The organism is Streptomyces sp. BoleA5 (genome assembly GCF_000373665.1).
In the GTDB taxonomy this organism is placed as follows: Bacteria; Actinomycetota; Actinomycetes; order Streptomycetales; family Streptomycetaceae; genus Actinacidiphila.
The window spans coordinates 132,938-157,265 of the sequence record NZ_KB892101.1 but is presented as its reverse complement, the minus strand read 5'-3'; the positions used below and the strand labels follow the sequence as shown (position 1 = coordinate 157,265).

The following is a 24,328-nucleotide window of genomic DNA, read 5'->3' as shown; positions in this document are numbered from 1 at the left end:
GGGCATCAGCAGACAGCCTCGGGTGGGGTGCGGGGCCGGGACGGGCCCCTTGGGGACAGTGCGCGGGGGATGGTGCGGAGTCCGACGCGTGGTCGCTAGACCGCCATCCCGTAGACGATGGTGAAGAGCGTGCCGAGGGAGCCGATGATGAACACGCCGGTCAGGCCGGCGATGATCAGTCCCTTGCCCTGCTCCGCACTGAAGGTGTCGCGGAGCGCCGTCGCTCCGATGCGCTGTTTCGCCGCGCCCCAGATCGCGATGGCCAGGCAGAGCAGGATCGCCACTGCCATGACCACCTCGATCATGACGCGTGCTTCGTTCCCCAGGGAACCGAAAGGCCCCCAGTCCGGGGCGATACCACCGATGATGGTGTTGATGTCGCCCTTCTCGGCTGCCAGGAACATGAGAACTCACCACCACGCTAGATCAGTTGACGTCCTCGCCGGGGCGCAAGGAGCCAAGGTCTATCTTGGCGGAGGATGCCGCCGTCGTATGTCGACTCGGCGACTTTCTCAGCCGATTCCCCAATGTGATCCGGGCCGCAACCGTCAGACTGGACACACTGGCGTGCGATCCGGTGTTCGATGAGACTTTGTTGACTACTCTGTGTATCACGGTGGTGAGCGGAGGGCAACGATTGGCGGCGCTGCGGGTGGGGATGCTCCCCAGGGCCTGGCGCACCGTCACCTTCCGTGCCGGGCAGGGTGATGTGACGAAGGGGTGGGGCGGGTGACGGCGGCTTCGCGGACCGCGCGGAAGGCCTGGCTGGTGTCGGGGGTCGTGGGCGGCCTCTTCATGTCGTTCGTCATGCTGCTCGTCGTCGGCACGTACCTGGTGGCGGCGAAGCTGACGGGCGGGGGCGGGGCGGTGACGCTCGCCAGGGGGGCGGTGCCGGCGGCGTACCAGGACCTGGTGCAGAAGTGGGGGAACCTCTGCGACGCCATCGACCCGGCGCTGCTGGCGGCCCAGCTCTACCAGGAGAGCGGCTGGAACCCGAGGGCGCAGAGCGCCGCTCAGGCGCAGGGGATAGCGCAGTTCATCCCCGGCACGTGGGCGTCGCACGGTGTGGACGGCGACGGTGACGGCGACCGCGACGTGTGGGACCCGGCGGACGCCATTCCCTCGGCGGCCTCGTACGACTGCGAGCTGGCCCGCTACGTCAAGGACGTCCCGGGCGATCCGACGGAGAACATGCTCGCCGCCTACAACGCGGGCGCGTACCGGGTCATCCGGTCCGGCGGGGTGCCGAGGATCCGCGAGACGCAGAACTACGTCCGGATCATCACGACCCTGCAGAAGAGCTTCGCGGCACCCGTGGGCCCGGTCGGGCCGTCGCGGCAGGCGGCGGGCGCGATCTACTACGCCCAGCAGAAGCTGGGGACGAAGTACCTGTGGGGCGGGAACGGCACGCCGGAGCAGGGCGGCCGGTTCGACTGCTCGGGCCTGACGAAGGCGGCGTACCACTCGGTGGGGATCGAGCTGCCGCGCGTGGCCAACGACCAGTGGAACGCCGGACCGCACCCGAAGCGGGAGGAGCTGCTCCCGGGCGACCTGGTCTTCTTCGCGTACGACCTGACGGATCCGCGGTCCATCCACCACGTGGGGATCTACGTAGGCGGCGGATACATGATCAACGCCCCCTACACGGGCGCGGTGATCCGCTTCGACAAGATCGACACCCCGGACTACATCGGGGCGACGCGGGTGACGGCGGCGGGCGCCGCGGCGGTGTGACCGTCGCCCGCCCGCCGCGGCGTCGCTGTGGGTGGACATCCCGCCCCGGCATGCGGGAACGTGTCTCCCTTCGATAACACCTTGGTGATCATCCGGTGGAGACCGGAACGCGACGTACCGTGCCGCCCGTTGGACGGGGGAGAATCGACTCCCACACGGACGTGCACGGGGGTGCGGCGGAAGACAGTTAGGGGACACCGGTGGCAGAGCTCTCGCTTGACGGCTCGAACCCCGACGTCAGCCTGCTCCGCGACATCAACGGGCTCGCCAAGGATGCCCCGCGCTGGCTGGACCGCGTGGTGGAGGTCGTCGGCGAGTACGGGCTGGTCCTGCTCATGGTCCTGATCGCCGGCTGGTGCTGGTGGCGCGTGGCGCGCCGCAGCGGTGCCGAGGCGCCGACGGCCGTGGCGGGCGTGATCTGGTCCGGGCTGGCGGCGGCGATCGCGCTGGTGCTCAACATCCCGCTGCGGAACTTCGTGGACCGGCCGCGGCCCTTCCTGGAACACAAGGGCATCGACGTCCTGGTGGAGGGGAAGACCGACTTCTCCTTCGTCAGCGACCACGCCACCTTGACGATGGCCGTCGCGATGGGCCTGTTCATGGTCAGCCGCACCTGGGGCCTGGCCGCCGTCGCCGTCGCTCTCGCCGAGGGCTTCTGCCGCGTCTACATGGGCGTTCACTACCCGACCGACGTGCTGGGCGGTTTCGCCCTCGGCACGGCCGTCGCGCTGCTGCTCGCCCCGGCCGCGCTGGCCCTGCTCACCCCGCTGACGAAGGCCGTGGCCGACTCCCGCCTGGGCGTGCTCGTGCAGGCGGCGCCCCGGGCGGAGGCCCGCCGGGGCGAGCCGTACCCGGAGCCGTCGGCGGTCGACAGGGACCTGGCCGCCTGACGGCCGCCGCCGGCGTACCTCGTCCTGGGGTCCTAGAGGGCCTGCTGGAAGGCGAACAGCCGCGTGGGGTCGTAGCGGTCCTTCAGGCGGGTCAGCTTGTCGGCGGCCGAGCCGTAGTAGGCGGTGCGCCAGTCGGTCAGTGTGGCGTCGGTGTAGTTCTGGTAGGCGGCGCCGGAGGCGTGGCGGCGCATGGCCGTGTGGAGCCCGGCGAGCCAGTTCGAGGTGCCGGGTGCCTCTATGTACTGGGCCAGGAAGCGTGAGCGCCGGTGCACGAAGGCGGTGGCCGTGGGCGAGACGCGGTTGACGGCGCCGCCGAGCGCGGTGAGCGAGACGCTGCCGGAGCCGGAGCGGAGCCCCTCCACCTGTGACAGGAGGGTCTGGATGCCGGCCGCGGAGAGCGATCGGTCGTAGAAGTCGGATCGTGCCGCGTAGGTCTCCCGGCCGAGCCGGCCGGAGGGGCTGCGGCCCGGGGTGTTGCCGGGCAGGTGGCACTGGGCGGTGCTCAGGTTCGAGCAGCCGGCGTAGGCGAGGGCCGCGTCGAGGTACGAGCGCGGGTGCAGGGAGACGGTCGTCGCGGAGGCCCCGACGCGGTCGGCGAGCCGGTCGACGGCGTTCGCGAGCCCGTCGCGCGAGGTGATGCCCACGGTGGCGATGCTGATCTGCGGGGACCCGGTGCCCGACTTGTCCAGGTGCAGTGCGGACCATATCTCGTCGGGCTGGGTGGGCCCCCACTCCTGCCAGGCGCGCAGGACGGCGGCGGCCTTGCTCCAGGGCCAGCTCAGGTAACCGGTGACGACCTGCGGGGAGGCCTGGGTGTCGAACGTCAGCCGGGTCACCACGCCGAACTGGCCGCCGCCCGCGCCGCGCAGCGCCCAGAACAGCTCCGGGTTCTCGCCGGCGCTGCAGCGCAGCACGCGGCCGCCCGCCGTGACGATCTCGGCGCCGGTGAGGCTGTCGCAGGTCAGCCCGTACGCGCGGCTGAGCACTCCGTGACCGCCGCCGAGGGTGAGGCCGGATATGCCGACCGTCGGGCACGAGCCGGCCGGCAGGGTGCGCCCGCTCGCGCCGAGCCGGGTGTAGACGTCGATGAGCTTCGCCCCGGCCCCGATGGTCGCCGTGCCGCCGGAGAGGGCCACCGAGGCCATGGAGGAGACGTCGAGGACGAGCCGGCCCTTGCCGCCGGAGTAGCCGGCGTAGGAGTGGCCGCCGTTGCGGACCGAGACGGGTACGCCGGTGCGGCGGGCGAAGTCCAGGCACTCGCGGATGTCCTCGGTGCCGGAGACGTACGCCACGGCGGCGGGGCGCTGTCCGTCGAAGCGGGTGTTGTACAGCAGGCGGGCGGTGGCGTAGTCCGCGTCGTCGGGCAGGACGAGGCGGCCGCCCAGGCTGCGGCCGAGGGCCTTCCAGTCGGGGCGCACGGTCGGCGAGGCGCTGGGTGAGGGCGTTCCGGCGGGCGTCGTGGCGGCGCCGGGAGTGCCGGGCGCCGGGCTGCCCGCGTGCGCGGGGCGGCCGCTCTCCGGGGTGCAGGCCGCGGTCAGCCAGCCCGCCGCGGCGATGCCTGCGCCGCCGCGGATCAGAGTTCGTCGGTTCAAGGTGGGGCCTCCCGCTCCGCTTCCCCGTGTGGTCGTCCGTGAGGACGGTGGGGAACGGGTGACCGGTTGCGGCCGGGGAGTGTGACGTGCGCCGGGCCGGCGTCAGCCCCGCTCGTGCTCGGACGCGTCGCGGCGGGCGCGGTCGCGGGCGCGGCGGGCCGGGCCCCGCCAGCCGCAGACGCAGGTCGCGTGCGAGAAGGCGCCCTTGTCGGAGGTGGTGGCCCGGTGGGCGGGCGGGGCCGGATCGCTGGGAGGCACGGAACAAAGCTACCGGCCGTGACGCGGTGCCCTGCACCTCGTTATGCCCCACGACGTCCGAGGCGCGGCATGGTGCGGGGGGTTGGCGGAGATGGGGCAGCTCGGCCGGGCGACTGCGGCAGTCGTGGGTCTCGGGGTGTGCGTACTGGCGGTGGCGGGGTGTTCGGCGAGCGGCGGGGCCGCCGAGGTGGACAACCTCCCGGTGGGCGCCGGGGAGACCCTGCGGCGGGCGGTGGACTTGCTGGTCGCCGAGGGCAGCTCGAGGGTGGCCACGTCGATGGAGATGGCCAGCGGTGGCACGAAGATCGCCATCAGGGGCGGCGGAACCTTCGACTACGCCGAGCGGCGCGGCAGGCTGCGGGTCGTCCTGCCGCCGGACGCGGCCGGGGACGCGGAGCACGAGCCGGTCACGGAGCTGCTGACGCCCGGTGCCCTCTACATGAAGAACCGCGGCGAGGGCGTGCCCGCCGACAAGTGGGTGCGGGTCGACACGACCCGGCTGCCGGACGGCAACCTCGTCACGGGCGGCGCGACCGATCCCCTGGTCGCCGCGGAGCTGCTGCGGGCGGCGCGGGAGGTGCGGCAGACCGGGACGCAGACCCTGGAGGGGGTGCGGGTGCGCCACTACCAGGGGGTCACTGACATCGCGGACGCCGCGCGGGTCGCCTCCCCGCTGGTACGGGCGGAGCTCGCGGCCGCGGCGGAGGGCTTCACCGTGACCCGGGTGCCGTTCGACGCCTGGCTCGACGAGGAGGGCCGGCTGCGCAAGGTGCGGCAGCGCTTCACCTTCAGCAACGGGGGCGGCGCCGGCGTACGGAGCGCGCCGGCGCAGGTCACGGTGGTCTCGACGACCGGCATGTATGGTTTCGGGGCGCCGGTGCGGGTCACCCTGCCCCGCGCGACCGACATCTACACGGGGAAGATCGTTTCTGCGACCGGCCCCTGAGGGCTTGCCGAAATGGTCCGTCCGTGTCATGCACGGACCGTGCACCGGTCCCTACGCTGGGCGGGGAGGAGGTGGTGCACGTGGCGGTGTGGCTCCTGGACCAGGACGACCAGGTCCACGTGGCCCTCGCGGAGATCGAGCTGTGCTGCGAGCTGATGATCGCGGCGTCGGCGACGACCGAGGAACGGCTGAGTTCCGAGCGCATCGACGAGGTGCTGAACGTGAGCCCCCGCGTGCCCGCGCAGGGGACCCGGCGGTCGGCAGGGGCCGGTCGCTAGCTCCGCAGCAGCCGGGCTATGGCTGCGGTGGCCTCGGCCACCTTGTCGTCGGCCTCGGGGCCGCCCTTGGCCGCGGCGTCCGCGACGCAGTGCCGCAGGTGCTCCTCCAGCAACTGCAGAGCGAAGGACTGCAGGGCCTTCGTGCCGGCCGACACCTGGGTGAGGATGTCGATGCAGTACACGTCCTGCTCGACCATGCGCTGCAGACCGCGGATCTGCCCCTCGATGCGGCGCAGCCGCTTGAGGTGCTGGTCCTTCTGTTTGGCGTAGCCGTGCTGGTGCGCCCCGTGCCCGTGGGTGTCCCCCGCGGTGTCGGCGTGCCCGGCGTCGTCCGTGGGCGACTGCGTCTGCCCCTCGGCGCCGCCGGTCTCGGTGACCGTCATGAATGTCCCTCCTGCCCCCTATACCCCGGCAGGGTATATCGTACCGAATTCGCCCCAATGTGCGAGGGTGCGCGGAGAACCCCTGCTGGGGCGCACCCGCGGCGATGAGCGACACTGTAGGACGCCGGTTAGTTGTGGCCGGATGATGCGCCTAGCATCAGTGCGACCGAAACCGATGTATTCCGAGGACTTCACGTGCGCTTTCGTCTGACCCCCAGGGAGACGAGCTTCTACGACATGTTCGCCGCATCCGCGGACAACATCGTCACAGGGTCGAAGCTCCTCATGGAACTGCTCGGGGCCGATTCGGCCACCCGCTCGGAGATCGCCGAAAGGATGCGTGCCGCGGAGCACGCGGGGGACGATGCCACGCACGCGATCTTCCACCAGCTGAACTCCTCCTTCATCACGCCCTTCGACCGTGAGGACATCTACTCCCTGGCGTCGTCCCTCGACGACATCATGGACTTCATGGAGGAGGCCGTCGACCTGGTCGTGCTGTACCAGGTCGAGGAACTGCCCCGCGGGGTCGAACAGCAGATCGAGGTGCTGGCGCGGGCGGCCGAGCTGACCGCCGAGGCCATGCCGCACCTGCGCACCATGGACAACCTCACCGAGTACTGGATCGAGGTCAACCGGCTGGAGAACCAGGCGGACCAGATCCACCGCAAGCTGCTGGCCCACCTCTTCAACGGCAAGTACGACGCCATCGAGGTGCTCAAGCTGAAGCAGATCGTGGACGTCCTGGAGGAGGCGGCGGACGCCTTCGAGCACGTGGCCAACACCGTGGAGACCATCGCGGTCAAGGAGTCCTGACCCCGGTGGAGACCTTCTCTCTGGTCGTGACCATCGGCGTCGCGCTCTTCTTCACGTACACCAACGGCTTCCACGACTCCGCGAACGCCATCGCCACCTCCGTGTCCACCCGGGCGCTGACCCCGCGGGCGGCGCTGGCGATGGCCGCGGTGATGAACCTCGCCGGCGCCTTCCTCGGCACCGGGATCGCCCACACCGTCAGCGAGGGCCTGATCGAGACGCCGCACGGGCAGACCGGCATGGCGATCCTCTTCGCCGGGCTGGTCGGGGCGATCGTCTGGAACCTCATCACCTGGTACTACGGCCTGCCCTCCTCCAGCAGCCACGCGCTGTTCGGCGGGCTGGTCGGGGCGGCGCTGGCCGGCGGCACCGGGGTCATCTGGTCCGGGGTGGTCGAAAAGATCATCCTGCCGATGTTCCTGTCGCCGGTCGTCGGCCTGGTCGTCGGCTACCTGGTGATGCTGGCCATCCTGTGGATCTTCCGCAGGGCCAACCCGCACAAGGCCAAGCGCGGCTTCCGCATCGCGCAGACCGTCTCGGCGGCCGGTATGGCGCTCGGCCACGGCCTGCAGGACGCGCAGAAGACGATGGGCGTCGTGGTGCTGGCGCTGACCATCGCCGACGTGCAGGGGGAGGGCGACGGCATCCCGCTGTGGGTGAAGTTCGCCTGCGCCGCGATGCTCTCGCTCGGCACGTACGCGGGCGGCTGGCGCATCATGCGCACCCTCGGCCGCAAGATCATCGAGCTGGACCCGCCCCAGGGCTTCGCCGCGGAGACCACGGCGGCGTCGATCCTCTACACGACCGCCTACATCTTCAAGGCGCCGATCTCCACGACCCACATCATCACCTCGGCGATCATGGGCGTGGGCGCCACGAAGCGGGTCAACGCGGTCCGCTGGGGCGTCGCCAAGAACATCGTGATCGGCTGGTTCATCACGATGCCGGCCGCGGCGCTGGTGGCGGCGCTGGTATACGCCGTGGTGCACGTGGCCTTCGGCTGAGCCGCCCACGGCCCGGCGGGACAGACACGAGGAGGAGGCGGCGGCCGGGCACCGGCCGCCGCCTCCGGCCTTTCCCCGGCCGGGACGCAAATGGGCCCGCCCCCCGGAAAGGGGGACGGGCCTTCGCCTTGCGGTGGCACCGCCATGCAGCACCGCAGGACGGCTGGGGGGCGGCTGCGGAACCTGTCAGCCGAAGCGGCCGGAGATGTAGTCCTCGGTCGCCTGGACGGACGGGTTGGAGAAGATCCGCTCCGTGTCGTCGATCTCGATGAGCTTGCCGGGCTGGCCGACCGCCGAGAGGTTGAAGAAGGCGGTGCGGTCGGAGACGCGCGCGGCCTGCTGCATGTTGTGGGTCACGATGACGATGGTGAAGCGCTCCTTGAGCTCACCGATCAGGTCCTCGATGGCGAGGGTGGAGATCGGGTCGAGCGCGGAGCAGGGCTCGTCCATCAGCAGGACCTGGGGCTCGACCGCGATGGCGCGGGCGATGCACAGACGCTGCTGCTGACCGCCGGACAGGCCCGAGCCGGGCTTGCCCAGGCGGTCCTTGACCTCGTTCCAGAGGTTGGCGCCGCGCAGCGACTTCTCGACGATCGTGTCGAGGTCGCTCTTCTTCTTGACGCCGTTGAGCTTCAGGCCGGCCGCGACGTTGTCGTAGACCGACATCGTCGGGAACGGGTTGGGGCGCTGGAAGACCATGCCGACCGTGCGGCGCACGGAGACCGGGTCCACGCCGGGGCCGTAGAGGTTCTCGTCGTCCAGGAGCACCTTGCCCTCGACGCGGCCGCCGGGCGTGACCTCGTGCATGCGGTTGAGGGTGCGCAGGAAGGTGGACTTGCCGCAGCCGGACGGGCCGATGAAGGCCGTCACCGTGCGCGGCTCGATGTTCATCGAGATGTCGTCGATCGCCCTGAAGCCGCCGTAGTACGCGGAGAGTCCGCTGACGTCGATTCGCTTGGCCATGGTGGTGATGCTCGCAATCCTTGGGTCGCTGATGTTGGCCGCGTCAGCGACCGGTCTTCGGGGCCTTCCAGCGCGCGATGCCGCGCGCCAGCAGGTTGAGGATCATGACGAAGGCGATCAGCACGAGTGCCGCCGCCCACGCCCGGTCGTAGCTCGCGTCGTTGCCGTTCTGGTACTGCTGGTAGATGTAGAACGGCAGCGAGGCCTGAGGGCCGTTGAACGGGTCGTTGTTGATCAGGTTGTTGCCGAAGACCAACAGCGCGATGGGGGCGCTCTCGCCGGCGATGCGGGCGACCGCGAGCATGACGCCCGTGGTGATGCCGCCGATCGCGGTCGGGATGACCACCTTCACGATGGTGCGCCACTTGGGGATGCCGAGCGCCAGCGAGGCCTCGCGCAGCTCGTTCGGGACGAGCTTGAGCATCTCCTCGGTGGAGCGGACGACGACCGGCATCATCAGGATGGCCAGGGCCATGGCGCCGGCGAAGCCCGAGGGGCCGAAGCCCAGCAGCAGGTTCCAGGTCGACAGGATGAACAGACCGGCGACGATCGACGGGATGCCCGTCATGACGTCGACGAAGAAGGTCACCGCCAGGGCGAGCCGGCCCTTGCCGTACTCGACCAGGTAGACGGCGGTCAGCATGCCGATCGGGGCCGCGATGGCGGTGGCGATGCCGACCTGCTCCAGGGTGCCGATGATGGCGTGGTAGACACCGCCGCCCTCGCCGATGGTCAGCACGCCGTTCATGGAGTGCGACAGGAAGGCCCCGTCGAGGATCTTGACGCCCTTGCTGACCGTGGTCTGGATCAGCGAGTAGAGGGGGAGCGCGGCGAGGACGAAGGAGGCCCAGACGACGCTGGTGGCGACCCGGTCCTTGGCCTGGCGGCGGCCCTCGACCGCCGTGGCGATCGCGTAGGTGCCGAGCACGAACAGCAGGACGGCGATCAGGCCCCACTGGAGCTTGCTGTCCAGGCCGGCACCGAGCCCGATGCCGACGGCGAGCGCTATCGCGCCGGCCGCCATGCCCGCGGGAGCCCACTTCGGGAGCCGGCGCTGGGCCAGGGCCCGCTGCGGCACCACGGGCGCGGAGCGCTTGTCTGCGACTGCGTGGCTCATGCGTTGGCCCCCGAGTATTCCTTGCGCTTGGCGATGATCGCGCGGGCGGCGCCGTTGACGAGCAGGGTGATGACGAAGAGCACCAGACCGGAGGCGATCAGCGCGTCACGGCCGAACTCGTTGGCCTCGCCGAACTTGGCGACGATGTTCTGGGAGAAGGTCCCGCCGACCGGGTCCAGGACGTGCACCGACAGGATGGGCGCGGCGGACAGCACCGTGGCGACAGCCATCGTCTCGCCGAGCGCGCGGCCGAGGCCGAGCATCGAGGCGCTGATGATGCCGGACCGGGCGAAGGGGAGCACCGACATGCGGATGGTCTCCCAGCGGGTCGCGCCGAGGGCCAGGGCGGCCTCCTCGTGCATGCGCGGCACCTGCCGGAAGACCTCACGGCTGACGTTGGTGATGATCGGGAGGATCATGATCGCCAGCAGGACGCCGACGGTGAAGATCGAGCGGGCCGCGCCCTGCGGGTCCTCCTTCTCGAAGACGACGGTCCAGCCGAGGTACTCGTCCAGCCACATGTTCAGGCCGGTCAGGTGCGGGACCAGGAACAGCGCGCCCCACAGGCCGTAGATGATGCTGGGCACGGCGGCGAGCAGGTCGACGATGTACGAGAGCGGGGAGGCCACGCGGCGCGGCGCGTAGTGCGAGATGAACAGCGCGATGCCGACCGCGATCGGGACCGCGATGACCATCGCGATGATCGAGCTGACGATCGTGCCGTAGGCCAGCACCGCGATGCCGAAGACCGGCGGGTTGGCGTTGGCGTTCCACTCGAAGGTGGTCAGGAAGTTTCCGTGGTCCTTGGAGATCGCGTTGATCGCGCGGATCGTCAGGAAGACCGCGATCGAGGCCATGACGACCAGCAGCAGGATGCCGGAACCACGGGAGAGGCCCGAGAAGATCTTGTCGCCGGGGCGGGTGACGCTCCCCCCGGCGCGCTTCGACTCCGTTGGCGGAGTGGGGTTCTGTGCAGTTATAGCCATCGGTTTTTTCTCCGGTCTGGGTGGGGGATCGCTCCCCCGGCGGCGGTGCACCGGAAGTGCGACCGGCCCCGCGACGCGTGTCGCGGGGCCGGCCGACTGGGTCAGGACAGGGCGTCCACGGCGGAGCGGACCTTCGTGGCGATCTCGGCCGGGAGCGGCGCGTAGCCGGCCTCGGACAGGATCGACTGGCCCTCCTCGGAGGCGGTGTAGCCCAGGAAGGACTTGACCAGCGGCAGGGTCTCGGCCTTGTTGCCCTTGTCGCAGGCGATCTCGTAGGTCACCAGGACGATCGGGTAGGCGTTGTCGGCCTTGGTGGTGTACGCGGCGGACATGTCCAGAGACAGGTCGGCACCGGTACCCACGATCTTGGCCTGCGCGATGCCGGCGGAGGCGTTGTCGGCGGTGGCCTCGACCGGGGCGGAGGCGCCGGTGTCGATCTTCACCGTCTTGATGCTGTTGGCGGTCGCGTAGGAGAGCTCGAAGTAACCGATCGAGCCGTTGACCTGCTTGACCTGGGCCGCGACACCGGCGGACTTGGCGGCGGACTGGCCGCCCTTGCCGGCCCACGCCTTGGCGTGCTCGTACGGCCACGCGTCCTTGGCCGCACCGTTGAAGTACTTGGTGAGGTTGTCCGTGGTGCCGGACTCGTCCTGGCGGTGGAAGGACTGGATCTTGGTGCTGGGGAGCTTGGCGTCCGGGTTCAGCTTCTTGATCGCCGCGTCGTCCCACTTGGTGATCTTCGAGTCGAAGATCTTCGCCAGGGTCGGGGCGTCCAGGACCAGGTTGTCCACGCCGGCCAGGTTGTAACCGACGGCGATGGGGCCGCCGACCATCGGGATGCTGATGCCGGTGCCGTTGGTGCAGATCTTCTTGGACGCCTCGACCTCTTCGGGCTTCAGCGGCGAGTCGGAGCCGGCGAAGCCGTCCGTGCCGTTGTTGAAGTCGATGATGCCCTCACCCGAGGACGACGCCTTGTAGTTGATCTGGGCGCCGGAGCAGGCCTGCTGGTAGTTCTTGACCCAGGCGTCCATGGCGTTCTGCTGCGCCGAGGAGCCCGACGCCAGGAGCTGGCCGCCCTTGTCCGCGCACTTGATGCTGCTGGACGAGGTGGGGGCCTTGCTGCTGTCGCCGCCCGCGTTCGTGTTGTCGTCCGAACCGCACGCGGTGAGCATGAGGGCACCGGAAACCGCGACCGCGCCGACGGCCAGCGCGCGGAGCCCGCTCTTACGCTGAAGCTGAAGCTTCACCTTTGGTGATTCCTTCCTGAAGCCCGCCGGTGGACGGCGAAGCAGAGGTATGGATTTCTGCATCCACCCGGCGGCTGCTCGCTCACCGGTAAGGCCGAAATTAGGCAGATCAGGTGAAGTGGTCGACGGCCGAGGGTGAACGCAAGGTGAACCTCGCATATCAGTGCGGTGCTGCAGCCCACACCGAGTGGCGTACGTCTCAGCGTGCCAGCGTCAGGGGCGCGTTCCGCGGAGGAACGCGTCGAGTACGGCACGGTCCCGCTCATGGGTGAGCCGGTTGCGCGCGGCGGTCGGCGGCAGCCAGATCAAGCGGTCGACCTCGCGGTTCGGGGTGAAGGAGCCCTCGCGCGCCTCGGCGGCCCAGTAGCGCACGATCTTCGTACGCCCCTCGACGACGTACGTGGAGGAGGGCAGCACCCGGCCGGGCACGCAGTCGAGGCCGGTCTCCTCCTTGACCTCGCGGAGCGCGCCGTCCAGTGCGCTCTCCCCGCGTTTCAACTTGCCCTTGGGGAGCGACCAGTCGTCGTACTTGGGGCGGTGGATCACCGCGATCTCGAGGCCGCCGTCGACCGGGGAGCGGCGCCACAGCACCGCTCCGGCGGCGAGGATCGGGTTGTCGGCGGTGCCGGTGGAGGCGATGGCGGGGCTCCTTTCCGGGCTGCGGGTCGCGGGTCGGGCCGCCCGCGCGTACGGGCCGGACGGGTCAGCGCGTCCAGAGGTGGGCGAAGGCGTACCGGGCCGCCTCGGCCTCCAGGCGCTGGTCGGCGTGGAGCACGCCCAGAGCGTAGGCGGTGGCGGGGGCGATCCGCGGGGTGCGGGCGGCGGCGGTGACCGCGGCCGCGGCCTCCGCGGCCTCCCGGTGCTGCTCCAGCACCCGCGCCGCGGCGGCCAGCCGGGCGGCGGACTCCCCGTCGTCGTACGCGAGGACCTCCTGGGTGTAGCGGCGCAGCCGCAGCAGGACGCGGACCCGGTTCCACGCGGCGTCCTGGCGCTCGGCGGGCAGTTCGCCCGTGAGCGCGGCATGGAGCGTCTCGCCGTTGTACGGGTGCCGTGCGCGCGTCAGCGGCAGCGCGGCCGCGGCCTCGGTGAGCCGGGCGTGGGCCTGCTCCGCGAGCAGCGGCAGCACGGTGGCTGCGGGCTTGCGCGCGGCCGGGGACAGCGGCACCTCGGAGGCGAGCACCGCCACCGCGTCGACCACCGCGTGGAAGCGCGAGGAGCCCATGGCCTGCAGGGCGGCGGAGTGCGCCCGGGTCCGGGCGAGGGTGAGCTGACGCTCCAGCAGGGCCCCGGCCCGGGCGGCGCCCACGGCGAGCGGGCCGCCGCCCGCGCCGCCGCGTTCGCCGGCCTGCGGCGGGGCGGGGGAGCGACGGCTCCCCGCGGCGTGGGCCGCCGCGGCCACCGGTTCCGGGAGCGAGGCGGGGGGTGCGGCCGGGTCCGGTGCGGCGGGCACCGGCAGCCACAGGCCGAGGTCGTCGTCGGCGGGGAGGGGGGCGGCGGGGACGCCGGCGGTGTCCTCGGCGGAGGCCAGCCGCTGCAGTGCGCCGATCAGCCGGCCGAGCCGGGCGGCGTAGCGGTGCTCGCGGCCCAGGGTGTCGGTGAGCCAGCCGAGCTCGCCCCGCAGGGGGTCGGCCCAGCCGGGGTCGGTGAGCGACCCGAAGGTGTGCAGGGTGCCGGCGATGCGGCGGGCCGAGCGGCGCATCTGGCGGCCGGTCTCCGCCGTGTCGTCCTGGGGCCGGCCGGGCTCGCCCTCGCGTGGTGCCAGTGCGCGGAGAAAGGCCGTGGCCTCCTCCCGCAGGTACTGTCCGAGGACCGCACCGGCCTCACGGTCGGGGAGCCCGCCGGTCGTCGGACCGGCGGGCGTCGCCGCCGTGTCAGGGTGTCGCTGGGCCACGCCGGCGCCTCCGCGCATCGATGAGCATCTCCTGGATGTGGGGCAGCGGACGCCCTTCGGCGTCGGTGCTGTGCCGGATCCAGTCCCCGTCCGGGCCGAGCCACCAGGACGAGGTGGAGTCCGAGGTCCCGGTCTCCAGGAACCGGTTCAGGGTGGCCCGGTGCGCCGGATCGGCGACCCGGACCAGTGCCTCGATCCGGCGGTCGAGGTTGCGGTGCATCATGTCGGCGCTGCCGAACCACACCTCGGCGTCGCCTCCGTTGCCGAAGACGAAGACCCGGGAGTGCTCCAGGAAGCGGCCGAGCACGCTGCGCACCCGGATGTTCTCCGACAGGCCCGGCACGCCCGGGCGCAGCGCGCAGATGCCGCGCACCCAGACGTCGACGGGCACGCCGGCCATCGAGGCCCGGTACAGCGCGTCGATGACCGCCTCGTCGACCATCGAGTTGGCCTTGATCCGGATGTACGCGGGCCGGCCCTCGCGGTGGTGGGCGATCTCCGCGAGGATCCGCTGGACCAGCCCGTCGCGCAGGCTGCGCGGGGCCACCAGCAGCCGGTTGTAGGTCTCGCGGCGCGAGTAGCCGGAGAGCCGGTTGAACAGGTGGGACAGGTCGGCGCCGACCTGCGGGTCGGCGGTCAGCAGCCCGAGGTCCTCGTAGAGCCGGGCGGTCTTCGGGTGGTAGTTGCCGGTGCCGACGTGGCTGTAGCGGCGCAGGGTGTCGCCCTCCTGGCGGACCACCAGCGACAGCTTGCAGTGCGTCTTCAGCCCGACCAGGCCGTAGACGACGTGGCAGCCCGCCTCCTCCAGCTTGCGGGCCCACTTGATGTTGGCCTGCTCGTCGAAGCGCGCCTTGATCTCGACCAGCACCAGCACCTGCTTGCCGGCCTCGGCGGCGTCGATCAGCGCGTCCACGATCGGCGAGTCGCCGGAGGTGCGGTACAGGGTCTGCTTGATGGCCAGGACGTCCGGGTCCTGCGCGGCCTGCTCCAGGAACCGCTGCACGGAGGTGGAGAAGGAGTTGTACGGGTGGTGCAGCAGCACGTCGCGCTCGCGCAGCGCCGCGAAGACGTCGGTGGCGTGCGCGGACTCGACCTCGGCCAGGTCCGGATGGGTGCCGCCGACGAACTTCGGGTACTTCAGCTCCGGACGGTCCTGCCCGGCGATCGCGAACAGCCCGGTCAGGTCGAGCGGCCCGGGGAGCGGGTAGACCTCGGCGTCCTCTATGTTCAGTTCCTGGGCCAGGGTGTCCAGGGCCTGCGGGGCGATCGACTCCTCGACCTCCAGGCGGACCGGGGGGCCGAAGCGGCGCCGCAGCAGCTCCTTCTCCAGGGCCTGGAGCAGGTTCTCCGTGTCGTCCTCCTCCACCTCCAGGTCCTCGTTCCGGGTCACCCGGAACATGTGGCTGTCCAGCACCTCCATGCCGGGGAAGAGCTCCTCCAGATGCGCGGCGATGACGTCCTCCAGCGGGACGAAGCGCTGCGGGCCGGCCTCGAGGAACCGGGACAGGATCGGCGGGACCTTCACCCGGGCGAAGTGCTCGTGCCCGGAGACCGGGTTGCGCACGGTGACGGCCAGGTTCAGGGACAGTCCGGAGATGTACGGGAACGGGTGCGCCGGGTCGACGGCCAGCGGGGTCAGGACCGGGAAGATCTTGTTCCGGAAGAGGGTGAAGAGCCGGGCCTGCTCCTTCTCGGTGAGGTCGTTCCACCGGATGATGTGGATGTCCTCCTCGGCGAGCGCCGGGGCCACGTCGTTCTGGAAGCAGGCGGCGTGCCGGGCCATGAGCTCGCGGGCGCGGCTGAGGATGTTCTCCAGCACCTTGGTGGGCGGCAGGCCGGAGGCCGAGCGCTGGGCGACGCCGGTGGTGATGCGGCGCTTCAGGCCGGCGACGCGGACCATGAAGAACTCGTCCAGGTTGCTGGCGAAGATCGCGAGGAAGTTGGCCCGTTCGAGGAGCGGGGTGGCCGTGTCCTCGGCGAGTTCCAGCACGCGCTCGTTGAAGGCCAGCCAGCTCTGCTCGCGGTCGAGGAAGCGGTTCAGCGGGAGCTCTTCCTCGTCCCCGGCCTCGTCCTCGGCGGCGTCGGCCGGATGTGCATCGCCCGTCTGCTCCGCGGGGCGCGGCACCGTCGAGAGCCCGTCCAGGCGCTTGAGTTCGGGGTGCAGGGGCGGGACGACGTGCGGGCGGCCGTAGGCCGGTGACTGCTCGGCCTCGGCCTCGGTCCCGGACTCGGCCGGATCACCGGAGCCGGACCGTTCGGTCCGGGCGTTCGTCGGGAAATTCATCGAGGCCATGGGTGCGAGCCCTCCTCCGGATCCGGCACGTCGATCACGTGGACGGCGGCGTGCGGAACCCGGCCGCCGACCATGCCCCCATTGTCCCCGGCGCGCCGGGATACCGGCAGGTCGAACGGGGGGAGGTGGGGCGCGGCGGGCGACTGCATTCACAGATGCTCGCAAGCGAGTTTGAATCGCCGGTAACGGGCAGGTGGCGGTCAGGAAATCGCCGTACGTACCGGCCGTGTCCGGGCGGTCCCCCCGATGCCCCCTCCGGGGGCCGTACCGCCCGTCCGCGTGGGGCTCAGGTCTCCGTCCGGTACATCAGGTCGACCTCGTGCGTGGTGAAGCCGAGACGCTCGTAGACGGCGAGGGCGGGGGCGTTGTCCGCGTCGACGTAGAGCATCGCGGTGGGCAGGCTGCGGTCGTGCCCGAGGTGTCGCAGGCCGATCAGGGTGAGGGCCCGGCCCAGGCCGCCGCCCTGCTCGTCGGGGTGGATGCCCAGTACGTAGACCTCGCCGAGGCGCTCGCGCTCGTGCACCTTCGTCCAGTGGAAGCCCGCCAGCCGGTCGCCGCGGAAGGCGAGGAAGAAGCCGGCCGGGTCGAACCACGGCTCGGCCTTGCGGTCGTCCAGGTCGCGCTGGGTGAGGCTGCCCTGCTCGGGGTGGTGCGCGAAGGCGGCGGCGTTCACCGCCAGCCAGGCTGCGTCGTCCTGACCGGGGACGAAGGCGCGCACGGTGACGTCGGCGGGGAGCACGGGCTCGCCCAGCGGCGGGGCGCCGGCCCCCTCCTCCAGCGGGCGGCGCAGCTGCCGAAGCTCGCGGAAGAGGGCGAGGCCGAGCAGCCCGGCCAGGTGGCGGGCGGCGGGGTGGCCGCCGTGCGCCCACACCCGCAGCCGCTTGCCGGAGGCGGCGAGCAGGGCGTGGCCGAGGGCGCGGCCGTGGCCCTGCGCGCGGTGCGCGGGATGGATGACCATCTCGGCGGCGGGGGCCTCGACCGGGTCGGTGTCCTCCAGTTGGGCGTACCCGACGAGCACGCCGTCGCTCTCGACCAGCAGGTGCCGTACGCCGTCACGGGCGCCGCCGCGCAGGTTCAGCCGGCCCTGCTCGGAGACCGCGGCCTGGCCGTCGACCTCCGCGGCCGCCCCGATCAGGGCGAGGACCGCGTCGGCCCGGCCGGAGTCCAGCTCGTCGAGGGTCTCGATCCGGCGGGGGCCCACGGCGGTCTGCTGTGCTGCTGCGTCGGTCATGGGACCGAGCTTACGACCGCCGGGGTGCGGGAGGTGTCCATCGGCACCAGTGCCGCCGCACCGCAGGCCACGAACGCCGCGGTGGCGAGGGCGGGCCAGTAGCCGGTGGCCGAGATGAGGGCGGCGCTCAGGGGCGGGACGACCGCGGCGGTCAGGTTCTGGCCGGTGTTGTGGACGCCGAGGGCGCGTCCGGACCAGGACGGGCCGGCGCGCTCGGCCGTGGCGGTGAACGACAGGCCGTTGGTGCTGGCGGTGACCCCGACGGACAGGACGAGGGCGGCCGCGGTCAGGGGGGAGGGGAAGGCCGCGGTCGTGGCCGCCGCGGCGACCACCACGGCGGTGGCGACGGCCAGTTGGCGCATCGGCCGCAGCCGGCTGCCGACCCGGTCCGACCAGAGCCCCGCGGCGATCCGGAAGCAGGCCCCCAGCACCTGCGCGAGGGCGATCAGCCGGCCGGCGCCGACCGCCGACCAGCCCCGGGTGTCCACCAGCAGCACCAGGGCGAAGGCGCCCGCCGTGAACTGCGGTACGACCAGCAGCGCGCCCGCGCCGTGGATCCGCCACAAGGTGGCCGAACCCCGGTAGGGGTTGGCCGCCGGGGCCGCCCCGGGAGCTGCCTGCGGGCGTGCCGGGTCGGCGGCGAACAGCGCGACCAGACAGGCGACGACCCCGCACACCGCGGCCAGGAAGCAGAAGGCGCCGCGCACCCCGTACGCGGCCGCGAGCGGGGGCATGGTCAGCGCGGCCACGCCCATGCCGAGCGGGGTGGCGGTCTGCCGGATGCCCATGGCCAGCCCCCGCTCGCCCGCGGAGAACCAGCCCATGACGAGGCGTCCGCTCGCGGAGTACACCGAGGCACCCGCGGCCCCGGCAAGGGCGAGCAGCGCGCCCAGCGCCGTCGTCCCGCCTCCCGCGCCCACCGGGCCGGCCGCGACGGCGAGCAGCGCGGCGGCGCCGCCCAGCCCGGCGGCGATGACGACGCGTTCGCCGTACCGGTCCGCGGCCGCGCCCCAGGCGACGAGGGCGGCGACCAGCCCCGCGGTGGGGCAGGCGATGAGGAGGCCGATCTGCGGCAGGGTCAGGTGCGCCGTGTCCCGCAACGCGGCGGCCAGATAGGGGACTCCGTAGACGAAGGCGCAGGCGGCGGTCTGTGCCCCGGTGCCCAGGGCGAGCATCAGCCAGCGGCGGCGCATGGCGTGCACCTCCTCGGTGGGTGGTGGATCCAACTATGCCGCCCGTTTGAATGGCGAGACAGATCATTCCGTCATTCGAGACGAAGTCCATGGCGGCTCGGCATGCACCGATCAGTCGAAACCTGCCCGTAACCGCAAAGCCACTGACAACTACGCGCGTTGACAATAGGCTGCGGCAGTCCTCCGCCTCTCATCCATCGCCCACGTCCAAGGGGACCCATGTCAGTGACCCACCCGCGTCGCCGCGGAGCCCGCCGCGTCGCCGCCGCGACCGCCGGTCTGGCCGCGGTCGGTGCGCTCGTCATAGCGAGCCCGACCGCCCAGGCCCACGAGACCCACCCCGGGGGTCACGGCCACGGCAGCCGTACCGTCGACCTCCAGCTGCTCGCCGTCAACGACTTCCACGGCAACCTGGAGCCCCCGGCCGGTTCCTCCGGCCGCGTCACCGAGCTCCAGGCGGACGGCACCACCAAGACGATCGACGCCGGCGGCGTCGAGTACCTGGCCTCCAGCCTGCGCACCGCCCGCCAGGGCCAGGAGCGTTCGCTGACCGTGGCCGCCGGCGACATCGTGGGCGCCAGCCCGCTGCTGTCAGGCCTGTTCCACGACGAGCCCACCGTCGAGGCCATGAACAAGCTGGGCCTGGACGTCACCGGCGTCGGCAACCACGAGTTCGACGAGGGCAAGGACGAGCTGCTCCGTCTGCAGAACGGCGGCTGCCACCCGGTCGAGGGCTGCTACGAGAAGGGCCGCGAGTTCGAGGGCGCCGACTACCCGATCCTCTCGGCGAACGTCGTCAACGAGAAGACCGGCCGCCCGCTGCTCAAGCCCTACACCATCGAGAACGTCAAGGGCGTCCGGGTCGGCTTCATCGGCGTCACGCTCGAGGGCACCCCGAACATCGTCACCGCCGAGGGCGTCAAGGGACTGAAGTTCCTCGACGAGGTCGAGACGATCAACAAGTACACCAAGGAGCTCAAGCGCAAGGGCGTCAACGCCGTCGTAGCGCTCGTGCACGAGGGCGGCTTCCCCGCCTCCTCCGCGTACAACTACGACTGCGACGCCGGCGGCTCGGGCACCGGTCTGTCCGGCCCGATCGTCGACATCGCCAAGCACACCTCGGCCGACGTCGACGCGCTGGTGACCGGCCACACCCACAACGCGTACGTCTGCACCATCCCCGACCCCAAGGGCAATGACCGCCTGGTCACCAGCGCGGCGTCCTTCGGCCGGCTCTTCACCGAGCTGGACATGAAGTACGACACGCGCACGCACGACATCGTGCGCGCCTCGGTCCGGGGCTCCAACCACGTCGTGGACCGCACCCAGAACAAGGCCGCGGACATGACCTCGCTGATCAGCCGCTGGCAGACGCTGGCCGCCCCGGTCGCCGGCCGCACCGTCGGCTACATCTCCCAGGACATCACCCGGGCCGGCAGCGAGTCCGCCCTCGGCGACCTCATCGCCGACGCGCAGCTCGCGTACGCCAAGACCCTCGACCCCTCGGCCTCGATCGCGCTGATGAACCCCGGCGGCATCCGCACCGACCTGGTGCACAAGGCCTCCGGCAGCGAGGGCGACGGCGTCGTCACCTACGGCGAGGGCTTCGCGGTCCAGCCGTTCAGCAACACGGTCAACCTGCGGACGCTGACCGGAGCGCAGCTGGTCACCGCGCTCCAGCAGCAGGTCAGCGGCAGCAACGAGGCCGCCCCGAAGATCCTCCAGATCTCGGCCGGCCTGACCTGGACGCTGGACCTCACCAAGTCCGGCGCCGCCCGCGTCGTGACCGACTCGATCCGCCTGAACGGCGCCCCGATCGACCCGGCCGGGAGCTACCGCGTCGCGATGAACTCCTTCCTCTCCGGCGGCGGTGACGGCTTCGGCGAGCTGGCCAAGGGCACCGGCGAGCTCGTCGGCGGCGACGACCTGGCCGCGCTCAACGCCTACCTGACCGCCAACTCCTCGGCCTCCGCGCCGCTGGCGGCCCCGGCGGCGAACCGCATCACGATCGTCCAGTAGTACGCGGCGGGAGCGGGCGGGTCCCGCGACCGGGCACCGCACCGGGGGCGGCCGTCGACACCGACGGCCGCCCCCGTCGTTCGCGGCGGCCCGCCCCGTCCCCCGCCCGGTCTCCGCCCCGTCACCGCCCCGTCACCCCGCCCTCGCAACGCCCGCCCGCGCTCCCTACGCTGTGGACATGACGACTACGGGGCGACGGCGGTTCAGGTCCGGCACGGTGATCCTCGGCGGCATGGGCGTGCTCGCCGCCGCGCTGGCCGCGTGCGGCTCCGAACCCGACAAGCGCTGCGTGGACCCCGACACCTACCGCACCCTCCCGCCCGAGAAGTGCGACGACGGCAGCGGCCAGGGCCGCTACTACTACGGCGGCAGCGTCCGCAACGGGAAGGCCAAGGGCGGCAGCTTCGACAAGTCGTCGGTGAAGACCGGGGGCTTCGGCGGCCACGGGTCGGGCCACGGGTCCGGCGGCGGCTGATGCGCCGGCACGCCGTCGAGCCGCGCCCCGGCTGGCAGCGGATCGTGGAGGAGCAGGGCGTCGTCTACCCGCTGACCCGCTACCCCGACGGCTCCCTGCGGCCGTACTGGGACGAGAGCGGGTACTACGAGTTCTCGCTCCCGGAGGTCGAGGCCCTGGAGGAGACCGTCGGGGAGCTGCACGCGATGTGCCTCGCCGCCGCGGAGCACATCGTGGCCGAGGACCGCTTCGCCGAACTCGGCGTCGACGATCCGCGCCTGGCCGCCCGGATCGCCGAGTCCTGGCGGCGGCGGGCGGAACTCCCCTCCCTCTACGGGCGCTTCGACCTGCGCTACGACGGGACCGGCCCGGCGAAGCTGCTGGAGTACAACGCCGACACCCCCACCTCGCTGGTGGAGGCGGCCAGCGCCCAGTGGTTCTGGATGGAGGACCGCTTCCCCGGCGCCGACCAGTGGAACTCCCTGCACGAACGCCTCGTCGACGCGTGGCGGCGCCAGGCCCCGCTGCTGCCGCCCGGCCCGGTGCACTTCGCTCACACCGAGACCGACGAGCTCGGCGAGGACCTGATGACGGTGGCCTACCTGCGGGAGACCGCGGAACAGGCCGGGCTCGACACGCACGCCCTGTCCGTGGAGGCGATCGGCTGGGACGAGCTCTCCGGCCGTTTCGTCGACGACCGGCTGCGCTTCATCCGCAGCTGCTTCAAGCTCTACCCCTGGGAGTGGCTGGCCGGCGACCCCTTCGGCGGCCATGTCCTGGACACCCTCGACAACGGCGGCGGCACCGGCACCACCTGCTGGATCGAGCCCGCCTGGAAGATGCTGCTCTCCAACAAGGCGCTCCTGGCCGTCCTGTGGGAGCTCTACCCGGGCCACCCCAACCTTCTCGCCGCCCACCTCGACGGCCCCCGCGAACTCGCCCGGACCACCGGCTGGGTCGCCAAGCCGCTGCTCGGCCGCGAGGGCGCCGGCGTCACCGTGCACCGTGCGGGGCAGGCCGCGGAGGCACGCGCCGACGAGTCCTGCTGCTACCAGGAACTGGCCCCGCTGCCCGTGTTCGACGGCAACCACGTGGTGCTCGGCGCGTGGGTCGTGGCGGACGAGGCGGCCGGGCTCGGCATCCGCGAGTCGGCGGGCCTGGTCACCGACACCTACGCGCGCTTCCTGCCGCACGTCATTCGCTGAGCGGGAACGGCGGCTCAGGGTGACCCGCCGGCCGCAGCGTGTGCGAGGAAGGCGCTTACCCCGTGGGTCGAAGGGGAGTTACCAGCGGAAACACTTTCCGCGGCGGTAACTTGTGCTTCACCATGGGCAGCCCTGTCCCTCCAGACCCATCGATGTGTCCGGGTGGTCCGCTGTGTCCAAAGCCCACCAAGCGCCCGTTGACGACCAGTTGTCCGACGCCGCTCTGACCGAGCGGGTACGGGCCGGCGCACCGACCGCCTACCCGGCGACCGAGGAACTGCGCCGCCGCCATCTGCCCGCGGTCGCCTGCTACGCACGGCTGTGCGCCCGCGACCGGGCCGCCGCCGACCAACTCGCCGCGCAGGCCTTCGCGCTGGCCTGGCAGGAGGTGCACCGGGGCATCGACCCCCGCGGCCCGTGGCGGCACCGGCTGCTGATGCTCGTCCACCAGGCCGCCGCCGTGTGGGCGGCCGGCACCCGTCGCGAGCGGCTCGGTGACGACTACGCCGCCTTCATCGACGACATCCGCGGCGCCGAGCGGCGCCTTCCCGGCCTCCCGGGGCTGCCCGTCCATCCGCGGCTCCATCTGGCCGAACGCTCCGCGCTGTCCGGAGCCTTCGCCGTCCTGCCGCAGCACACCCAGGGCCTGCTGTGGCACGCGGTCGTCGAGCGGGAGAACGCCCCCGACGTCGCCCGCTGGACGGGCGACCGGCCCACGGAGGTCGCGGACCTGACCGCCAGGGCCCGGGACGCGCTGCGCGAGGCCTACCTGCGGACGTACCTGGACCGCAGCGAGGACCCCCGGTGCAAGGGCTTCGGCAGGCTCCTGGACGCCGCCGCCCGGCGCGACGACGCCCGGCAGAACGAGGACGTGGACCGGCATCTCGCGCACTGCCAGGGCTGTTCCGGCGCGCTGGAGACGCTGATCGCCCTCGAACACGACCCCCGGCCGCTGCTCGCCGCGGCACTGCTCGGCTGGGCCGGGCCCGCCTACCTGGCGGCCCGCTCCGCCCCCGCGCTGCCCGCCGCCGCACCCGCCCCGCCCGCGGCGCCCGCCATGTCCCGCCGGCGCCGGCGGCCCGGCCCGCTGGAGCGGCTGCTGAGCCTGCGCACCCGCTACCCCTCGCCCCTGGTCTCCCTGCTGCTCGTCACCGTCGCCGGCCTCGCGGCCACCGGTCTGGTGTACGCGACGGGCGACGACCCCGCCCCGACCGGCAACGACGGAGCGCTGCCCCGGCCGCCGGCGGACTCCGTCACGGTCACCGCGACCGCCACGCAGACCGTCACCCCGAGCCCCACCGCGACCCGCGGGGGTCCCTCGCGTACGCCCTCCGCCTCCGCCACCGCGAGCGCGTCGGCGACCCGCTCACCCGCGCGGCCGACGCGCACACCCGGCGCCGACCCGCCGCGCAGGGTGCCGGGCGGCGACTGGGCCCAGGTCGTCAACGACGCGTCGGGCCTCTGCCTGGACGTACGGGACGAGGAGTTCGACAAGGGCGACGACGTCATCGTCGCCGGCTGCGACTCCGGCTCCGCCTCCCAGCAGTGGCGGGTGGACTCCCGCGGCCTGCTGGTCAACGGCGCGGACTCCTCCTTCTGCCTGGACTCGCGCGGCGACACCGACCGCGGCCTGGGCATCTGGGCCTGCTCGTCGGTCGAGGGCAGTAACGCGGCGAACCTGCGGTTCCTGGTCGACTCCCTGGGCCGGGTCCGCCCCCGGATCGACCCCGGCACGGCGATGCAGCCGGACGGCACCGCCCCCGGCTCCACCCTCTCCTTCGCCCCCACCGGCACCGGCGACGCGCAGCGCTGGCACGCCGGGTAGCCG

The 24,328-nt window shown here is 72.1% G+C and carries 23 protein-coding genes; 10 read left to right on the top strand and 13 right to left on the bottom strand.

Going from position 1 to position 24,328, the window contains the following annotated elements; translation table 11 throughout:
* Positions 1-95: 95 nt before the first annotated feature.
* On the bottom strand, positions 96-404 hold the full coding sequence (locus tag B085_RS0116565) for a hypothetical protein (protein ID WP_018559685.1): 309 nt from the start codon (positions 402-404) through the stop codon (positions 96-98).
* Between the two features lie 391 nt (positions 405-795).
* Between B085_RS0116565 and B085_RS0116555 the strand changes: the two genes are divergently transcribed.
* Both B085_RS0116555 and B085_RS0116550 read left to right on the top strand, forming a co-directional pair.
* Complete coding sequence (locus B085_RS0116555; protein ID WP_051102081.1) at positions 796-1,734, top strand: NlpC/P60 family protein; 939 nt, start codon at positions 796-798, stop codon at positions 1,732-1,734.
* A gap of 200 nt (positions 1,735-1,934) precedes the next feature.
* Positions 1,935-2,624, top strand: coding sequence for a phosphatase PAP2 family protein (locus B085_RS0116550; RefSeq protein ID WP_018559682.1), 690 nt, complete (start codon positions 1,935-1,937; stop codon positions 2,622-2,624).
* A gap of 32 nt (positions 2,625-2,656) precedes the next feature.
* Here B085_RS0116550 and B085_RS0116545 read toward each other — a convergent pair whose 3' ends face one another.
* Both B085_RS0116545 and B085_RS50060 read right to left on the bottom strand, forming a co-directional pair.
* A complete protein-coding gene (locus B085_RS0116545) occupies positions 2,657-4,216 on the bottom strand; it encodes an FAD-binding oxidoreductase (protein ID WP_018559681.1) in 1,560 nt (519 codons plus the stop codon).
* A 102-nt stretch (positions 4,217-4,318) separates the two neighbouring features.
* Positions 4,319-4,474: a hypothetical protein gene (locus B085_RS50060; protein WP_018559680.1), complete on the bottom strand. Its 156-nt coding sequence runs from the start codon at positions 4,472-4,474 to the stop codon at positions 4,319-4,321.
* Between the two features lie 91 nt (positions 4,475-4,565).
* Here B085_RS50060 and B085_RS0116535 point away from each other — a divergent pair, with 91 nt between their 5' ends.
* Both B085_RS0116535 and B085_RS0116530 read left to right on the top strand, forming a co-directional pair.
* On the top strand, positions 4,566-5,420 hold the full coding sequence (locus B085_RS0116535; protein ID WP_026251103.1) for a hypothetical protein: 855 nt from the start codon (positions 4,566-4,568) through the stop codon (positions 5,418-5,420).
* A 71-nt stretch (positions 5,421-5,491) separates the two neighbouring features.
* Positions 5,492-5,698: a hypothetical protein gene (locus B085_RS0116530; RefSeq protein WP_018559678.1), complete on the top strand. Its 207-nt coding sequence runs from the start codon at positions 5,492-5,494 to the stop codon at positions 5,696-5,698.
* On the opposite strand, the gene B085_RS0116525 is transcribed toward B085_RS0116530, so the two are convergent.
* A complete protein-coding gene (locus B085_RS0116525; protein WP_018559677.1) occupies positions 5,695-6,081 on the bottom strand; it encodes a metal-sensitive transcriptional regulator in 387 nt (128 codons plus the stop codon). The genes B085_RS0116530 and B085_RS0116525 overlap by 4 nt on opposite strands.
* A 195-nt stretch (positions 6,082-6,276) precedes the next feature.
* Here B085_RS0116525 and B085_RS0116520 point away from each other — a divergent pair, with 195 nt between their 5' ends.
* A complete protein-coding gene (locus B085_RS0116520) occupies positions 6,277-6,897 on the top strand; it encodes a DUF47 domain-containing protein (protein WP_026251102.1) in 621 nt (206 codons plus the stop codon).
* Between the two features lie 5 nt (positions 6,898-6,902).
* Positions 6,903-7,901, top strand: a complete 999-nt coding sequence (locus B085_RS0116515; protein ID WP_018559675.1) for an inorganic phosphate transporter — start codon at positions 6,903-6,905, stop codon at positions 7,899-7,901.
* A 186-nt stretch (positions 7,902-8,087) separates the two neighbouring features.
* Here B085_RS0116515 and pstB read toward each other — a convergent pair whose 3' ends face one another.
* The 9 genes from pstB to B085_RS42670 form a co-directional block, all read right to left on the bottom strand.
* Positions 8,088-8,864, bottom strand: coding sequence for a phosphate ABC transporter ATP-binding protein PstB (gene pstB, locus B085_RS0116510; RefSeq protein ID WP_018559674.1), 777 nt, complete (start codon positions 8,862-8,864; stop codon positions 8,088-8,090).
* 43 nt (positions 8,865-8,907) lie between these two features.
* Positions 8,908-9,981 (bottom strand): phosphate ABC transporter permease PstA, encoded by a 1,074-nt coding sequence (pstA, locus tag B085_RS0116505; RefSeq protein WP_018559673.1) that lies wholly within the window; start codon positions 9,979-9,981, stop codon positions 8,908-8,910.
* A complete protein-coding gene (pstC, locus tag B085_RS0116500; RefSeq protein ID WP_018559672.1) occupies positions 9,978-10,967 on the bottom strand; it encodes a phosphate ABC transporter permease subunit PstC in 990 nt (329 codons plus the stop codon). Before pstC ends, pstA begins: the two co-directional genes overlap by 4 nt.
* Positions 10,968-11,068: 101 nt before the next feature.
* Positions 11,069-12,214: a phosphate ABC transporter substrate-binding protein PstS gene (gene pstS / locus B085_RS0116495; RefSeq protein WP_018559671.1), complete on the bottom strand. Its 1,146-nt coding sequence runs from the start codon at positions 12,212-12,214 to the stop codon at positions 11,069-11,071.
* 213 nt (positions 12,215-12,427) lie between these two features.
* Positions 12,428-12,805 (bottom strand): NUDIX hydrolase, encoded by a 378-nt coding sequence (locus B085_RS48175; protein WP_018559670.1) that lies wholly within the window; start codon positions 12,803-12,805, stop codon positions 12,428-12,430.
* A gap of 112 nt (positions 12,806-12,917) precedes the next feature.
* Complete coding sequence (locus tag B085_RS48170) at positions 12,918-14,123, bottom strand: CHAD domain-containing protein (RefSeq protein WP_018559669.1); 1,206 nt, start codon at positions 14,121-14,123, stop codon at positions 12,918-12,920.
* Positions 14,086-16,398, bottom strand: coding sequence for an RNA degradosome polyphosphate kinase (locus B085_RS0116480; RefSeq protein ID WP_018559668.1), 2,313 nt, complete (start codon positions 16,396-16,398; stop codon positions 14,086-14,088). Before B085_RS0116480 ends, B085_RS48170 begins: the two co-directional genes overlap by 38 nt.
* Positions 16,399-16,684: 286 nt before the next feature.
* Positions 16,685-17,629, bottom strand: coding sequence for a mycothiol synthase (gene mshD / locus B085_RS0116475; protein WP_026251099.1), 945 nt, complete (start codon positions 17,627-17,629; stop codon positions 16,685-16,687).
* The gene (locus tag B085_RS42670; protein WP_158689754.1) at positions 17,626-18,855 is read right to left on the bottom strand and encodes an MFS transporter; all 1,230 of its coding nucleotides are present in this window, start codon (positions 18,853-18,855) and stop codon (positions 17,626-17,628) included. The genes mshD and B085_RS42670 overlap by 4 nt, the downstream gene beginning before the upstream one ends.
* A gap of 186 nt (positions 18,856-19,041) precedes the next feature.
* Here B085_RS42670 and B085_RS0116465 point away from each other — a divergent pair, with 186 nt between their 5' ends.
* From B085_RS0116465 to B085_RS0116450, 4 genes are all read left to right on the top strand, one after another.
* Positions 19,042-20,841, top strand: coding sequence for a bifunctional metallophosphatase/5'-nucleotidase (locus B085_RS0116465; protein ID WP_026251098.1), 1,800 nt, complete (start codon positions 19,042-19,044; stop codon positions 20,839-20,841).
* Between the two features lie 178 nt (positions 20,842-21,019).
* A complete protein-coding gene (locus B085_RS0116460; protein WP_051102074.1) occupies positions 21,020-21,316 on the top strand; it encodes a hypothetical protein in 297 nt (98 codons plus the stop codon).
* The gene (locus B085_RS0116455; protein WP_018559663.1) at positions 21,316-22,500 is read left to right on the top strand and encodes a glutathionylspermidine synthase family protein; all 1,185 of its coding nucleotides are present in this window, start codon (positions 21,316-21,318) and stop codon (positions 22,498-22,500) included. The genes B085_RS0116460 and B085_RS0116455 overlap by 1 nt, the downstream gene beginning before the upstream one ends.
* Before the next feature lie 172 nt (positions 22,501-22,672).
* Positions 22,673-24,325, top strand: a complete 1,653-nt coding sequence (locus B085_RS0116450; RefSeq protein ID WP_026251097.1) for an RICIN domain-containing protein — start codon at positions 22,673-22,675, stop codon at positions 24,323-24,325.
* Positions 24,326-24,328: the final 3 nt, after the last annotated feature.

Coding starts and splice junctions, on each gene's coding strand:
- B085_RS0116460 (WP_051102074.1), top strand. CDS start 21,020: ATGACGACTACGGGGCGACGGCGGTTCAGGTCCGGCACGGTGATCCTC.
- pstC (WP_018559672.1), bottom strand. CDS start 10,967: ATGGCTATAACTGCACAGAACCCCACTCCGCCAACGGAGTCGAAGCGC.
- B085_RS0116535 (WP_026251103.1), top strand. CDS start 4,566: ATGGGGCAGCTCGGCCGGGCGACTGCGGCAGTCGTGGGTCTCGGGGTG.
- B085_RS0116480 (WP_018559668.1), bottom strand. CDS start 16,398: ATGGCCTCGATGAATTTCCCGACGAACGCCCGGACCGAACGGTCCGGC.
- B085_RS0116465 (WP_026251098.1), top strand. CDS start 19,042: ATGTCAGTGACCCACCCGCGTCGCCGCGGAGCCCGCCGCGTCGCCGCC.
- B085_RS0116455 (WP_018559663.1), top strand. CDS start 21,316: ATGCGCCGGCACGCCGTCGAGCCGCGCCCCGGCTGGCAGCGGATCGTG.
- B085_RS0116565 (WP_018559685.1), bottom strand. CDS start 404: ATGTTCCTGGCAGCCGAGAAGGGCGACATCAACACCATCATCGGTGGT.
- B085_RS0116525 (WP_018559677.1), bottom strand. CDS start 6,081: ATGACGGTCACCGAGACCGGCGGCGCCGAGGGGCAGACGCAGTCGCCC.
- pstB (WP_018559674.1), bottom strand. CDS start 8,864: ATGGCCAAGCGAATCGACGTCAGCGGACTCTCCGCGTACTACGGCGGC.
- mshD (WP_026251099.1), bottom strand. CDS start 17,629: ATGACCGACGCAGCAGCACAGCAGACCGCCGTGGGCCCCCGCCGGATC.
- B085_RS48170 (WP_018559669.1), bottom strand. CDS start 14,123: ATGCGCGGAGGCGCCGGCGTGGCCCAGCGACACCCTGACACGGCGGCG.
- B085_RS0116555 (WP_051102081.1), top strand. CDS start 796: ATGTCGTTCGTCATGCTGCTCGTCGTCGGCACGTACCTGGTGGCGGCG.
- pstA (WP_018559673.1), bottom strand. CDS start 9,981: ATGAGCCACGCAGTCGCAGACAAGCGCTCCGCGCCCGTGGTGCCGCAG.